The organism is Streptomyces sp. NPDC053493 (assembly GCF_044544825.1).
In the GTDB taxonomy this organism is placed as follows: Bacteria; Actinomycetota; Actinomycetes; order Streptomycetales; family Streptomycetaceae; genus Streptomyces.
In genome coordinates this window covers 169,907-184,282 of record NZ_JBITXS010000001.1, presented here as the reverse complement: position 1 = coordinate 184,282, position 14,376 = coordinate 169,907, and the positions used below count along the sequence as shown (strand labels likewise).

The 14,376-nt window shown below is 70.9% G+C and carries 10 protein-coding genes and 5 tRNA genes; 9 read left to right on the top strand and 6 right to left on the bottom strand.

The genetic code is table 11. The features are described from left to right. From ACIGO8_RS00830 to ACIGO8_RS00810, 5 genes are all read right to left on the bottom strand, one after another. Entirely contained in the window at positions 1-3,210 is a 3,210-nt protein-coding gene (locus ACIGO8_RS00830) for a nitrate- and nitrite sensing domain-containing protein (protein ID WP_399722351.1), read from the bottom strand. 363 nt (positions 3,211-3,573) lie between these two features. Further along, positions 3,574-4,155, bottom strand: coding sequence for a GTP-binding protein (locus ACIGO8_RS00825; RefSeq protein ID WP_399722348.1), 582 nt, complete (start codon positions 4,153-4,155; stop codon positions 3,574-3,576). Then, positions 4,136-4,543, bottom strand: coding sequence for a DUF742 domain-containing protein (locus ACIGO8_RS00820; protein ID WP_399722346.1), 408 nt, complete (start codon positions 4,541-4,543; stop codon positions 4,136-4,138). Before ACIGO8_RS00820 ends, ACIGO8_RS00825 begins: the two co-directional genes overlap by 20 nt. 161 nt (positions 4,544-4,704) lie before the next feature. Beyond that, positions 4,705-5,118, bottom strand: a complete 414-nt coding sequence (locus ACIGO8_RS00815; protein ID WP_030496942.1) for a roadblock/LC7 domain-containing protein — start codon at positions 5,116-5,118, stop codon at positions 4,705-4,707. A gap of 9 nt (positions 5,119-5,127) precedes the next feature. After that, positions 5,128-8,874: a nitrate- and nitrite sensing domain-containing protein gene (locus tag ACIGO8_RS00810; RefSeq protein ID WP_399722343.1), complete on the bottom strand. Its 3,747-nt coding sequence runs from the start codon at positions 8,872-8,874 to the stop codon at positions 5,128-5,130. Between the two features lie 583 nt (positions 8,875-9,457). On the opposite strand from ACIGO8_RS00810, the gene ACIGO8_RS00805 reads away from it, so the two are divergent. From ACIGO8_RS00805 to ACIGO8_RS00765, 9 genes are all read left to right on the top strand, one after another. Next, positions 9,458-9,658 (top strand): hypothetical protein, encoded by a 201-nt coding sequence (locus ACIGO8_RS00805; RefSeq protein ID WP_399722340.1) that lies wholly within the window; start codon positions 9,458-9,460, stop codon positions 9,656-9,658. Positions 9,659-9,752: 94 nt separating this feature from the next. Continuing rightward, entirely contained in the window at positions 9,753-10,538 is a 786-nt protein-coding gene (locus ACIGO8_RS00800; protein WP_399722337.1) for a fumarylacetoacetate hydrolase family protein, read from the top strand. Continuing rightward, on the top strand, positions 10,531-12,006 hold the full coding sequence (gene gltX / locus ACIGO8_RS00795) for a glutamate--tRNA ligase (protein ID WP_399722334.1): 1,476 nt from the start codon (positions 10,531-10,533) through the stop codon (positions 12,004-12,006). The genes ACIGO8_RS00800 and gltX overlap by 8 nt, the downstream gene beginning before the upstream one ends. Positions 12,007-12,068: 62 nt before the next feature. Continuing rightward, positions 12,069-12,791 carry an HAD family hydrolase gene (locus ACIGO8_RS00790; RefSeq protein WP_399722333.1) on the top strand — a complete coding sequence of 241 codons (723 nt, stop codon included), beginning with the start codon at positions 12,069-12,071 and terminating at the stop codon, positions 12,789-12,791. A 95-nt stretch (positions 12,792-12,886) separates the two neighbouring features. Continuing rightward, a tRNA-Gln gene (locus ACIGO8_RS00785) sits at positions 12,887-12,958 on the top strand. Between the two features lie 40 nt (positions 12,959-12,998). Next, a tRNA-Glu gene (locus ACIGO8_RS00780) sits at positions 12,999-13,071 on the top strand. A gap of 61 nt (positions 13,072-13,132) precedes the next feature. After that, positions 13,133-13,208 (top strand) — tRNA-Glu (locus ACIGO8_RS00775). Positions 13,209-13,226: 18 nt separating this feature from the next. After that, positions 13,227-13,298, top strand: a tRNA-Gln gene (locus ACIGO8_RS00770). Between the two features lie 18 nt (positions 13,299-13,316). Next, positions 13,317-13,392 (top strand) — tRNA-Glu (locus tag ACIGO8_RS00765). Positions 13,393-13,531: 139 nt separating this feature from the next. Here ACIGO8_RS00765 and ndgR read toward each other — a convergent pair. Continuing rightward, a complete protein-coding gene (ndgR, locus tag ACIGO8_RS00760) occupies positions 13,532-14,248 on the bottom strand; it encodes an IclR family transcriptional regulator NdgR (protein WP_128977462.1) in 717 nt (238 codons plus the stop codon). Positions 14,249-14,376 lie beyond the last annotated feature (128 nt).

Genomic DNA, 14,376 nt, shown 5'->3' with positions numbered 1-14,376 from the left:
CTAACGCTCCTGGTTGTAGGTACTACCCGGGCCGAGGCCCGATCCGTTCGTGTCCGTCCCCGCACTGCGTCCCTGCTGGACACCGCGGCGCAGGTTGCTCAACCTGCCCCGGACGTCCTCCGGTGCGCGGGAGACCTGGGGGCCGCCCTGCGGGGTCTGCTCCGCGGCTCCCTCGACCAGATTGGCCTTGGGGACCCGTCGCGGAAGACCGGAGGGGGTGACCCCGCCCGCCTTCGGGTCGCGGAGCTTCTCGGCCCGGGACCAGCGCTCGTCGTTGGCGGAGCGCCATTCCCCGGTGCCGTCGGGTTCGTTGCCGACCGGCCCCGCGGACTGGGCCGGCGGCGCGGACTGCCGCGGCGCCTGCGGGCTCTGCGGCGCCTGCGGGGCGACGCTGCCGCGGCGCGGCAGACCGGCGTCGGTCAGCGCGTGGCCGGTGTCCGGGGTGGGGGTCGGCGTGGCACCCGGACGGTCGAAGCCTACGCGCTCGCGCTCCGCTGCGGGAGCGGCCTGGACGGATTCCGATTCCGTTCCGAACTGCTGCGCGTAGCCGTCGCCGTAGCCGGCCTGCTGCTGCCACTCACCCTGGTGGGGCTGGGTTTCGTAGCTGTTCTCGTATCCCTGCCGGGCGCCGGCGCCGTGGTCGTACGAGGCTTCCGCATACGCCTGGTCGCGGTAGCCGTCGGCGGGCTGCTCGTAGGTCTCGTAGCCCTGCTGCGGGTACTCCTGGGCGTACGCCTGCTGCGGGTAGTCCTGGCCGGCCTGGCCGTAGTCCTGCGCGTAGCCGTCCGCGTACTCCTGCTGATAGGCCTGGCCGTAGTCCTGCTCGTGCTCCTGCTGTACGTGCGTCTGCTCGAGCTCCGCGGGACCGCCGTGGACCTGGGCCTCCAGGGCCGCCCGGCGCTCCTCGCGCATCAGGGAGCGGTTGACCGGGTCGAGCTGGCGCTCGTCGCCCGGCAGCTCGTAGCGGGAGTCGTCGAAGCCGAGCTCGGCCGCGGTGCGCATCGGCTGGGCCTGCGGCTCGAACGGGGTCTGCGCCGACTGCTGCGGGATCATCTGCGAGACGGTGAAGTCGTCCTGCATCGGCTGCTCGCCGCCACCGCCGTGCGTGATCGCGTCCGGCAGCATGACCAGCGAGGTGGTGCCGGCCTGCTCGCCCGAGGGGCGCAGCTGCACGCGGATGCCGTGCCGGTCGGCGAGCCGGCCGACCACGAACAGGCCCATGCGCTGGGAGACGGCGGCGTCCACGGTCGGCGGGTTGGCCAGCTTGTGGTTGATGTCCGCGAAGTCCTCGGCGGTGAGGCCGATGCCCTTGTCGTGGATCTCGACCATGACCCGGCCGTCGGGCAGCCGGGTCGCGGTGACGCGGACCTTGGTCTGCGGGGAGGAGAACGTGGTGGCGTTCTCCAGGAGCTCGGCGAGCAGGTGCACGAGGTCGGTCACGGCCTGGCCGTGGATCTCGGCGTCCGGGACGCCGGCGATCTCGATGCGCTCGTACTGCTCCACCTCGGAGGAGGCGGCGCGCATGACGTCGACCAGCGGGACCGGCTGGTCCCAGCGGCGGCCGGGCTCCTCGCCGGCGAGGACCAGGAGGTTCTCGCCGTTGCGGCGCATACGGGTGGCCAGGTGGTCCAGCTTGAAGAGGTTCTCGAGCTGGTCCGGGTCGGCCTCGTTGTTCTCCAGGTCGGTGATGAGGGTCAGCTGGCCCTCGATCAGGGACTGGTTGCGGCGCGAGAGGTTGGTGAAGATCGCGTTGACGTTGCCCCGGAGCATGGCCTGCTCGGCGGCGAGCCGGACGGCCTCGCGGTGCACCTGGTCGAAGGCGCGGGCGACCTCGCCGATCTCGTCCTGGGAGTCGATCGGGATGGGCTGCACCCGGGTGTCGACCCGGCCGGGCTCGGTACGGGACAGCTGGTCGACCAGCATCGGCAGGCGCTGCTCGGCGATGCCGAAGGCGGCGGTGCGCAGCTCGCGCATCGAGCGGCTCATCTGGCGCGCCATCATCCCGGCGAGGATGAAGGCGGCGAGCAGCGCGACGACGACCACGGCGCCGTTGACCCAGGCGTCGGTCTTGGCCTCGTCGGAGATGTCGGCGGCCTCGGTCACGGCCTTCTCGACGAGCTCCTTCTCGACCTCGGTGTAGCCGTCGAACTTGGCGGTGGCGACACCCATCCAGGTCTCCGCCGTGATGCCCTGCTTCTTCAGGTCGGCGACCGCGTCGGCGTCCTTGGCGGAGCCGATGGCCTGGGCCACGCCGGCGTACACCGACGGGTCCTTGCCGCTGCCCTTGGGCAGCTCGATGCCCAGCGCGGCCAGCTTCTTGGAGCCCTCGGCGGCCTTGCCCGCCATGACCTCCTTCAGGCGGTCCACGTCTTCCTGGGTGCCGCCGGACTGGTACTCACCGAGGGCGATCTGCTCCAGGTAGTTGTACGAGTTGAAGGCGACCGACTGCTGGGCGAAGACCTCGTCCTTCTTGCTGGGCCGCACCAGCAGCTGGGTGCCGATGGAGCGCTGGAGCGACTCGGCGGCCTTCGCCAGCTGGATCGCGTAGACGGTGCGGCCGTAGCTGGTGATGTTGCCGGTGCCCAGACCGAGCTCGTTGGAGAACTCCATCAGGTAGTGCTGGACCTCGGTGTACCCGAGCTGGGTGTTCACCGGGTCGAGGGAGCGGGTGTAGGCGACCTTGCGCAGGTCCTGGAGCTTGGGCTCGGCGTTGCGGAAGAGGCCGAGGCGGCGCTCCATGCCCTGCCCGCTCGGCATGTTCTTGACGGCCTCGTCGAACTTGAGCTTGGCGGCGTCGGTGGCGGCGTAGGCCTGGGTGATCTCGTCGCTCTGGCGGTCGTCGGCGGTCTTGGCCCGCAGGAGGGGAGCGGCGGTGAGGTCACGCTCGTCGAGCAGCGCCTGGCCGTACTCCGAGGCGGCGCGCACGATGAGCGCCGTCTTCTCGGCGTCCTGCGCCTCCTGCCAGGTGTCGATGGCTCCCTTCACCTGGAAGCCGCCCATGACCAGACCGACGAGCACGGGTATGAGGAGGATCGCGTTCAGCCTCGTGGGCACGCGCCAGTTGCGCGGGGACAGCTTGCTGGTGCTGCCCTTGCGGACCGGGGCCGGCGGCGTCACGGGCTCGTCCACGGGCGACATCGTCGCGCGCGACGGCGGCGTGAAGTTGCCCCGCGTCTGCTGCTCCGCGGAGCTTTCCTTGCTTCGCCTCACTCGACCAACAACCTCTCGGCGTCGGCACCTACGTTGTGCCGGGTGTTTCGTTCAGGGCCGTACTACTCGGGAGTTCATGAATTGCAGCACGTGAAGGGGGTCCCCTCCAAACAGTGCGGAGCAGCCGGTTTTTGCGGCGCCCATGAGAGATAAAACGGGCATAAAGAGCGAGCCCCGCCAAAAAGCGGGGCTCATGTGAGCGCAGCGGCACCGCTTGGATGCATCGGGTGTCCGAGGCGCCCCGATTCTCTGTCGAAACGTTATGAACCGGGGGACCGCTCGGGGGCGGCCGTGTCCAAAGACACAGACCGCCCCCAAAATCTCTACGACAACTTCCGTATATCGACTTCTACTTGATGTGTACTACTTCAGCCGCGCCATGAGGGCGTGCTCGACGAGGGTGATGAGCGCGCTCTTCGCGTCCGCGCGGTGGCGGGCGTCGGTGGTGATGATCGGCGTGTCCGGACCGATCTGCAGCGCCTCACGGACCTCGTCCGGCGCGTACGGCTGGTGCCCGTCGAAGCCGTTGAGGGCGATCACGAAAGGAAGGCCCGAGTTCTCGAAGTAGTCGACCGCCGGGAAGCAGTCGGCGAGACGGCGGGTGTCCACGAGCACGACCGCGCCGATCGCGCCGCGGACCAGGTCGTCCCACATGAACCAGAAGCGGTCCTGACCGGGCGTACCGAAGAGGTACAGGATCAGGTCCTGGTCCAGGGTGATGCGGCCGAAGTCCATGGCCACCGTGGTGGTCGTCTTCCCGCCGGTGTGGGTCAGGTCGTCGATGCCGGCGGACGCGGAGGTCATCACGGCCTCGGTCCGCAGCGGGTTGATCTCGGAGACCGCGCCGACGAACGTGGTCTTGCCCACGCCGAAGCCACCCGCCACCACGATCTTCGCGCTGGTGGTGGAACGGGCGGCGCCGCCGCTAGAGCTTGCGAAGTCCACTGAGCACCCTTTCGAGCAGTGTCACGTCCGGCGTGCCGCCGGCCTCTCCGTTGCCCGGCTGGTGGATGGCCACCATGCCCGCCTCGGCCAGGTCGGCCACGAGGATGCGGGCGACGCCGAGCGGCATCGACAGGAGCGCCGAGACCTCGGCCACCGACTTCACCTCACGGCACAGGTGGCAGATCCGCTGGTGCTCGGGGAGCAGGGTGGCCAGGTGCGCCGGGTCGGCCGTGGTGCTGACCAGGGCCTCGATGGCGAGCTGGTAGCGCGGCCGGGTCCGGCCGCCGGTCATCGCGTACGGACGGACCAGCGGCTGGTCGCCTTCCGGGCCGTACGGATCGTCTGTGGAGACGCCGTACGGATCGTGAGAGGCGGGGGGCGGGGTCATGAATCCTCCGGGCGTGACAGCAGAACCTCTGCCGTCTGATGGGGCCGGTGGGGGGCCGGGTGGGGCGGCCGGACGGTGAACGGTCCGAGGCGGTACGGAGGGGCGCACCGCCGCGGGCTTGTCGTTACGGGTACGGATACGAGCTCGGGTACGCGACGCGGCTAGTGCAGCAGGCTCCCCTGGAGCTCCGCCCGCAGGTCCGGGGTGAGCACACTGCCCGCCCGGTCCACGAGCAGAGCCATCTCGTAGCCCACGAGGCCGATGTCGCACTCGGGGTGCGCCAGCACGGCCAGCGAGGAGCCGTCGGAGACGGACATCAGGAAGAGGAAGCCGCGCTCCATCTCCACGACCGTCTGGGCCACGGGGCCGCCCTCGAAGATCCGGGACGCGCCCGCGGTCAGCGAGGTCAGTCCGGACGCGACCGCCGCGAGCTGGTCGGCGCGGTCGCGGGGGAACCCTTCGGACATGGCAAGGAGCAGACCGTCGGCGGAGACCACCACCGTGTGGGACACCCCGGGGGTGTTGTCCACGAAGTTGGTGATCAACCAGTTCAGATTCTGCGCCGCCTGGCTCATCGCGCTCAACTAACGCTCCTGCTGCTGGGTCGGACCGAGATTGAAGGAACCCGTGGTGGAGTTGCCCGCCTGACGGCCCTGCTGGATACCGCGGCGCAGATTGGTGAGCCGGCCGCGGACGTCGTCGGGTGCGCGGGAGACCTGGGGGCCGGCCGAGTGGGCCTGCTCCTGGGCGGTCCCGGGCACGAGGTTGGCCCGCGGCACGCGCCGCGGGAGCCCGGAGGTGGTGACACCGCCGGCGGCGGGCTTGCGCACCCGCTCGGCCTGGCGCACCAGTTCGTCGTTGGGCGAGGTCCGCCACGACGCGTTGCCGTTCGGCCGGGCGCCCGCCTCGGGCCGCTGCGGCGCCGACGTGCCGGGACGCTGCGGGACCACCGGGGTCTGCATGGTCCGCTCGACGTCCGGCACCGACGGGGCCGACGGCTGCGCCGGGGCGGCCGGGGCCTGGTTCTGCGCCGGAGCCGCGCCCTGCGCCTGCTCCTGGCGGAACCAGTTGGTCTCCAGCGTGTCGTACAGCGGCGTACGGCCGTCGCCGGAGGCCGGCGCGGGCGGCAGGGCCTCCGGCTGACGCGGCTGCTGGAGCTGCGGCTGCTGGTAGGGCTGCTGCTGGTTCGGCTGCTGGGGCTGCTGCGGCTGGTTGGCCGGGCCCCGGCCCTGCGGCTGCTGGGGCTGCTGCGGGACCTGGGCCTGCGGGACGAACGGCTGCTGGCCGTACGCCTGCTGCTGGGGCTGCTGCGGCTGCTGCTGCGGGGCACCGAAGTCCGGGCGCGGGAACTGCGTCGTGGACGCCGGGTCCTGGGCGCCGCCCTGGTAGCCCTGCGGGGCCTGCTGCGGCGCGCCGAAGTCGGGACGCGGGAACTGGCCGGTGGAACCGGGGCCTTCGGGCTGCGCGTAACGGCCCGTGGTCTCCGGCTCCTCGTGACCGCGCGGCGCGTCCAGCGGCGTCATGTCCTGCTGCGGCCTGCGGACCGGCTGGGCCTGGTCGTTGCCCCAGCTCGTGGCCTGCGGGCGCTGCGGGTGCTGCGGCTGCGGATTGCCGCCGGGCAGCTCGGCGCGCGGGAAGCCGTTCTGCGCCGGGCGCTGCTCCTGCGGCTGCTGGGCCTGCGGCTGCTGGGCCTGGGGCTGCGGGGCCTGCGGGGCCTGGGCGCCCTGGCCGCCCCACACGTCCGTACGCGACGGGATGGCGCTCTGCGCGCCGCCCACGAAGCCGCCGGGCGCGCCGGCACCGAGGCCGGGACGCTGCGGCTCCTGCGGAACGGGCGGAAGCTGCGCGGTCTGCGGACCGCGGTCCAGGTCCTCGGCCTGCGCCGGGGCCGGAGACTGCGGCCGCTCCTGGAACAGGTTCGGACCGCCCTGGCCCTGCGCACCGTTCGGGCGCGGCGCGCCGTCCCGTCCGGGCAGCGCGGTACGGGCCGCGCCGGCGCCGAGCCGGCCGCCGGGAGCGGACGGGGCACCGCCCGGACGCCCGCCGCCGGGGCCGCCGGTGAGCCGGCCGCCCGGAGCGCCCTGGCCCTGCGGCACGGCACCCTGGCCGCCGCCGGGACCGGCCTTCGGCGCGGGCTTCTTGCCGCCGTGGGCGACGTCGACCGGGAGCATGACGAGCGCGGTGGTGCCGCCCGAGTCGGACGGGCGCAGCTGGATCCGGATGCCGTGCCGCAGGGACAGGCGGCCGACCACGAACAGACCCATGCGGCGGGAGACCGAGACGTCCACGGTGGGCGGCGAGGCGAGCCGCTCGTTGATCGCGGCGAGGTCCTCGGGGGAGAGGCCGATGCCGGTGTCGTGGATCTCGACGAGCACCCGGCCGTCGGGCAGGGCGTGACCGGTGACGCGGACCTTGGTCTGCGGCGAGGAGAAGGAGGTGGCGTTCTCGAGCAGCTCGGCGAGCAGGTGCACGAGGTCGTTGACGACCCGGCCGGCGACCTCGGTCGCCGGGACCGCGGCCAGCTCGATGCGCTCGTACTGCTCCACCTCGGACGCGGCGGCGCGCAGGACGTCGACCAGCGGGACGGGGCGGGTCCAGCGGCGGCCCGGCTCCTCGCCGGCGAGGACGAGGAGGTTCTCGCCGTTCCGGCGCATACGGGTGGCGAGGTGGTCGAGCTTGAACAGCGAGGACAGCTGGTCCGGGTCGGCCTCGCGGGACTCCAGCTCGGAGATGAGCGAGAGCTGACGCTGGATGAGGCCCTGGGAACGGCGCGACAGGTTGGTGAACATCGCGTTGACGTTGCCCCGCAGGAGGGCCTGCTCGGCGGCCAGACGGACCGCCTCGCGGTGCACCTCGTCGAAGGCCGCGGCCACCTGGCCGATCTCGTCGCGGGAGTGCACACCGACGGACTCGACGGAGGTGTCGACGTCCTGCGGGTCGGACTCGGAGAGCTGCTTGACCAGCTCGGGCAGGCGTTCCTGGGAGACCTTGGTCGCGGTGTCCTGGAGCCGGCGCAGCGACCGGATCATGGACCGGGCCACGACGAAGGCGCCGACGAGCGAGACGCCGAGGACGAGGAGGATCAGGGCACCGTTGATGATGGCGTCGCGCTGCGACTCCTGGCGCAGCTCACGGGCCTTGGTCTCCATCTCGCCGAGCAGCGTCGCCTCGATGGTGTTCATGGCCCGGATCTTCGTGCCGTACTCGTCGGTGAAGTTCAGGTGACCGCGCTTGACGTCGGGCAGTCCGTGGTCGGACTTCAGCATCCGCTGCGCGTAGTTGTCGGCGGCCTCGATGGAGGGGTTGCCGTTGGTCAGCGAGGCGGTGAGCTCCTCGGCGTCGCCGCCGGTCGACTCGTAGATCGACTTGAAGGACTTGAGCTCGACGGCCTCACTGGTGAGCGCGGCGTCGCCGTAGAGGCGGTCACCGAGCTGGATGCTGCCGGCGCGGCTGTCGTTCGGCGGCAGCGCGGAGGCGATGATCGCCTGCTGGATGGAGGCGTACTCCTTGGCGGACGAGAACGCGGCGAGCGCGCGGGTCCGCTTGATCATCTCCGGGTTGCTGGTGGCCTGCGCCATGTCCTGGGACAGGCTGAGCAGCGAGCGGATGAGGCGGCTGTAGGCCTCGACCGTCACCGAGTGGGCGATGTTCTTCTCGTACGCGGTGCTGCGGATCGAGCCCAGCTGGCTGACCTGCGAGGCGATCTGGCTGACGTTCTGCCGGATGCTGCGCAGCGACTCGTCGTCCTCGGTCGCCGGGATGTCGCTGGTCGCCTCGAGGAAGGCCTTGTACGCGCGGTCGGTGTTCTTGCGCGGGTTGGCGACCTGGTAGTCGCTGGACGGCTTGCTGTTGGCGAGCGGGCCGGCCGACAGGTCGCGCTCGGCCTGGAGGGCCTCCGCGAAGTTGGTGGCCTCCTTGGTCAGCTTGGTGAGCAGCTGCATGTGATCCAGCTGCTCCATGTCCTTCAAGGACTCGCTGATACGGATGCCACCGAGGCTGGTCGCCGCGACCACGGGGAGGGTCAGCAGGGCGACCAGGCGGGTGGAGATGCGCCAGTTGCGCAGGGCTATTCGGGGACCGACCTGGCTGTCGGACTGCAGCTTGGGCAGCGGCGCCTGCTCGGCGGCGGCGTCGGCGGCCGTACCGGCGGTGGCGGACGTGCCGCCGCGCGCGCCGGAGTCGCCTCCGTCGCCCTTGCCGGCGGTCTGGGGGTGCGGGGCCGGGGAACCGTGATGGGTCCCGGCACGCGGCTCCTGCTCCGCCGGAGCTTCCCCTCGGCCCTTTCGGGCCTGGGAAGAGCCCGTGCCATCCCTCTTGAAACGTCCCTGCACTAGCGTCGCAACCTCTGGACCAGGCGTCCTTCCGGGTGAACGGAGAGGACGGTGTCGGCGTCTAGGGGCGCAGGTGCGCCCCAGTGGTGGTCGTCGGTGACCGGCGCAGATCCCCCCTGTCCCCGCCACTCGGCCGGCGCTGCGTTGCGCCCCCTGCGCGCCGGCTTGAACCCGCAGCGGTGCGTGGAATTCCAGCACAGTGCCGGATCTCCAACAAGGGCCGTGTGGGCGCGTCGCCCGGGGGTGACAACGTGTGAGCGAGAGGTCACCCCACGTAGAAGATGATCACGGAGGAATCGGGCGTATCGCAACGAACAGGCGAGCGGGTGGCGTTGTCCCAGTCGCCATGATCAGGAGCGGAATGACGCCTTCAGTGGCGTAATGTCCCTTTCGGTGACGTCGGATGGCCGTGCGTAATGCCTGGTTTGTCCGTGCGGTGGTGAGCAAACTCACACGTAGTTCGTTGGGTCCGCCATGCAATCGAAGGGAATTGCATGTTTAGCCTGACGCTTTACAGAATGGGAACCCCGTACACCGCGCCCGCGTGGGCGCGCCCCACCGCAGACAAGGGTCCGACACCGCGATGAAGACGACGCCCGTACTCCAGACCACGGCCAACCCCCGCCGCAGCACCCTCGCCCACCTCGCGGACGCCGCGCAGCTGGGCCGCGGCGCCCAGCCCGAGTACGCCGCCGAGCTCCCGGACCGCACCGCCAACCCGCGCCGCACCGTCCTCATGACGCCGCCCGCCCCCTACCGCCCGGCCTACCTCGTCACCCAGTAGGCCTCCGCCTCGCAATAAGCGGGCCGCTCCCTCCCGCCGCGTTAGCCTGGAGCGTCAGACTCCAGCCAGTAGCAAGTGAGGGGCGACAGCACGCGTGCGCATCGCCAGATTCTCCATCGACGGAAACGTCGCCTTCGGCGCGGTCGAGGGCGAGGGGACGGTCGAGTCCGGCGGCCTGGTCCTCGACATCATCAAGGGCATCCCGTACACCGACTTCGAGCTCAGCGGCACCAAGGTCCCGCTGAGCAAGGTCCGGCTGCTGCCGCCGGTGCTGCCCAACAAGGTCGTGGCCATCGGCCGCAACTACGCGGAGCACGCCCGGGAGCTCGGCAACGAGGTCCCGGAGGTCCCCGTGACCTTCTTCAAGCCGACCACCTCGGTGATCGGCCCCGGCGACGCCATCGAGTACCCCTCCTTCTCCCACGAGCTGCACCACGAGGCGGAACTGGCCGTGGTCATCGGCCGCATGTGCCGCGAGGTGCCCCGCGAGCGCGTCAAGGACGTCGTCTTCGGCTACACCTGCGCCAACGACGTCACCGCCCGCGACGTCCAGCAGCGCGAGCCCCAGTGGGCCCGCGCCAAGGGCTTCGACACCTCCTGCCCGCTGGGGCCGTGGGTGGAGACCGACCTCGATCCGGGCGACCTGACCATCCAGGCCACGGTCAACGGCGAACAGCGCCAGCTCGGTCGTACGAGCGACATGATCCGCTCCGTCGAGGACCTGGTCGTCCACATCTCCGAGGCCATGACGCTGCTCCCGGGCGACGTCATCCTCACCGGCACCCCGGCCGGGGTCGGCCCCCTCAACGTCGGCGACGAGGTCGCCGTCACCATCGAAGGCATCGGCACTCTCACCAACAAGGTGATCAAGCGTGGCTAACGCGAACATCCGCGTCCGTTTCTGTCCCTCGCCGACCGGCAACCCCCACGTGGGCCTGGTCCGCACCGCCCTCTTCAACTGGGCCTTCGCCCGGCACAACCAGGGCACCATGGTCTTCCGCATCGAGGACACCGACGCGGCCCGCGACTCCGAGGAGTCGTACCAGCAGCTGCTCGACTCGCTGCGCTGGCTCGGCCTCGACTGGGACGAGGGCCCCGAGACCGGCGGCCCGCACGAGCCCTACCGGCAGTCGCAGCGGATGGACATCTACCGGGACGTCGCCGGGAAGCTGCTCGCCGGCGGCTACGCGTACCACTGCTACTGCACCGTCACCGAGCTGGACGAGCGCCGTGAGGCCGCCCGCGCCGCCGGCCGGCCCTCCGGCTACGACGGCCACTGCCGTGAGCTGTCCGCCGAGCAGGTCGAGGTCTACAAGGCCGAGGGCCGCGAGGCGATCGTCCGCTTCCGGATGCCGGACGAGCCGATCACCTTCACCGACCTCGTCCGCGGCGAACTCACCTTCACGCCGGACAACGTCCCGGACTACGGCATCGTGCGCGCCAACGGCGCCCCGCTGTACACCCTGGTCAACCCGGTCGACGACGCCCTGATGGAGATCACCCACGTCCTGCGCGGCGAGGACCTGCTCTCCTCCACCCCGCGGCAGATCGCGCTCTACAAGGCGCTGATCGAGCTGGGCGTCGCCAAGGAGATCCCGTCCTTCGGCCACCTGCCGTACGTCATGGGCGAGGGCAACAAGAAGCTCTCCAAGCGCGACCCGCAGGCCTCGCTCAACCTCTACCGGGAGCGCGGCTTCCTGCCCGAGGGCCTGCTCAACTACCTCTCGCTCCTCGGCTGGTCCTTCTCCGCCGACCAGGACCTCTTCACCATCCCCGAGATGGTCGAGAAGTTCGACATCGCGGACGTCAACGCCAACCCGGCGCGCTTCGACCTCAAGAAGGCCGAGTCCATCAACGCGGACCACATCCGCATGCTGGACGTGAAGGACTTCGCCGCGGCCTGCGAGCCGTGGCTGCGGGCGCCGCACGCGAACTGGGCGCCGGAGGACTTCGACCGCGCCGCCTGGGAGGCCGTCGCGCCCTACGCCCAGACCCGCGTGACCGTCCTGTCGGACATCACGGCCAACGTGGACTTCCTGTTCCTCAAGGAGCCGGTCGAGGACGAGGCCAGCTGGACCAAGGCGATGAAGGAGGGCTCCGACGCCCTGCTCGTCACCGCCCGCGAGCGGCTCTCGCAGGCCGACTGGAACGACCCGGAGTCCCTGAAGAACGCCGTCCTGGCCGCCGGCGAGGCCCACGGCCTCAAGCTCGGCAAGGCCCAGGCCCCGGTCCGGGTCGCCGTCACCGGCCGCACGGTCGGCCTGCCGCTCTTCGAGTCCCTCCAGATCCTGGGCAAGGACAAGACCCTCGCCCGCATCGACGCGGCCCTGGCGAAGCTCACCGCCTGAGCCCCGCGCCTGTGCGCCCGTACCCCCGTCCCGCATCCCGGGACGGGGGTACCGTCGTCTCCATGGCCATCCGCGCGGTGCTCTGGGACATCGACGACACGCTCTTCGACTACGCGAGCGCCGACCGCGCCGGCATGCGCGCCCATCTCGCGGCCGAGGGGCTGCTGGGCGCGCACGGGACGGTGGAGGAGGCCCTGCGGCGCTGGAAGGAGCTCACCGAGCTGCACTGGCGGCGCTTCGAGACCGAGGGCGGCGACTTCCGGGACCAGCGGCGCGGACGGGTGCGGGACTTCCTCGCAGCGCCGGAGCTGACCGCCGCCGAGGCCGACGACTGGTTCGACCGGTACGTGGTCCACTACGAGGCCGCCTGGGAGCTCTTCCCGGACACCCTGCCCGTCCTGGACCTGCTGGCCCGGGACTACCGCCACGGGATCCTGTCCAACTCCAGCATCCACAACCAGGACCACAAGCTCCGCGCCCTCGGCGTACGCGACCGTTTCGAGGCCGTCGTGTGCGCCGCCGAGCTCGGCGTGGCCAAGCCCGCCGTCGCGGCCTTCCACGCCGCCTGCGCGGCCCTGGGGCTGCCGCCGGAGCAGGTGGCGTACGTCGGGGACCAGCCGGACACCGACGCCCGCGGGGCCGTCGAGGCGGGCCTGCTCGGGGTCTGGCTGGACCGCGCGGGGACCGGCGGGAGGCCCGAGCTGACCCGCATCACCGACCTGAGCCAGCTGCCCGCGCTGCTGCGTGCGGATACGCGTTTTGGAGCACCGTCCACCTTCGGGTAATGTTCTTCCTGCGCCGAGGGGAACGGGCCGAAAGGCCGGAAAGCCCCGGAAGCGCAAGCCGAGCAGGATCCCTTCTCGAAGTGATCACGTTCCGGTGGCCTATGGTGTAATTGGCAGCACGACTGATTCTGGTTCAGTTAGTCTTGGTTCGAGTCCAGGTAGGCCAGCTCGCAGAGCTCATCTGCACCCGTGGATGGCATCCACAAAGCCCCCGTTGTGTAGCGGCCTAGCACGCCGCCCTCTCAAGGCGGTAGCGCCGGTTCGAATCCGGTCGGGGGTACAGATCCTTCCCGCGGGATCACTTGGGTAGCTCCCGGTGAACCCGATGCAGGATCGCTAGGGCCCCCGTTGTGTAGCGGCCTAGCACGCCGCCCTCTCAAGGCGGTAGCGCCGGTTCGAATCCGGTCGGGGGTACCAACTGGTCTAAACCACCAGTGGCCTATGGTGTAATTGGCAGCACGACTGATTCTGGTTCAGTTAGTCTTGGTTCGAGTCCAGGTAGGCCAGCGGATCTCTCCAGATCTTGCCCCCGTTGTGTAGCGGCCTAGCACGCCGCCCTCTCAAGGCGGTAGCGCCGGTTCGAATCCGGTCGGGGGTACCACACGAAGAAGCCCTTCCCTTCGGGGAAGGGCTTCTTCGCCGTTTCGGGGCGCGGTGCCCGGCGTCGGACACAACTCCGGCCCACCGCTGCGGCGTTGGAGCGGTGGGCCGGACACGTACAGGTGAAGAGGGAAGGACGGTCAGCCGTTGCGGCGCAGCGCCTCGGTCAGGCGGGCGGCCGCGTCGATGACCGCCTGGGCGTGCATACGGCCCGGGTGGCGGGTCAGGCGCTCGATCGGGCCGGAGACCGACACGGCGGCCACCACGCGGTTCGAGGGGCCGCGTACGGGCGCGGAGACGGACGCGACGCCCGGCTCCCGCTCGCCGATCGACTGGGCCCAGCCGCGGCGCCGTACGCCCGACAGGGCCGTCGCCGTGAAGCGGGCGCCCTGGAGACCGCGGTGCAGCCGCTCCGGCTCCTCCCAGGCCATGAGGATCTGCGCGGACGAGCCGGCCTTCATGGTCAGCGTGGAGCCCACCGGGACGGTGTCCCGGAGTCCGGACAGCCGCTCGGCCGCCGCCACGCAGATGCGCATGTCGCCCTGGCGCCGGTAGAGCTGGGCGCTCTCGCCGGTCACGTCGCGCAGATGCGTCAGCACCGGCCCGGCGGTCGCGAGCAGGCGGTCCTCGCCGGCCGCGGCGGCGAGCTCGGCCAGCCGCGGTCCGAGGATGAACCGGCCCTGCATGTCGCGGGCCACCATCCGGTGGTGTTCCAATGCCACGGCCAGTCGGTGTGCCGTGGGTCGTGCGAGTCCCGTCGCCGCGACCAGACCTGCGAGGGTGGCCGGACCGGACTCCAGGGCGCTCAGGACAAGGGCTGCCTTGTCGAGAACGCCTACGCCGCTAGAGTTGTCCATGCAACGATATTCACGTCTCACTCTGTGAAACGCAAGTTCAATTTTCCGAGGATCTTGTCACTCTGGTGAGGCGGCCGCCGGTCCGGGCCGCACAACAAGATCTCTAGTGGTGTCGGCGCAACCCGCCG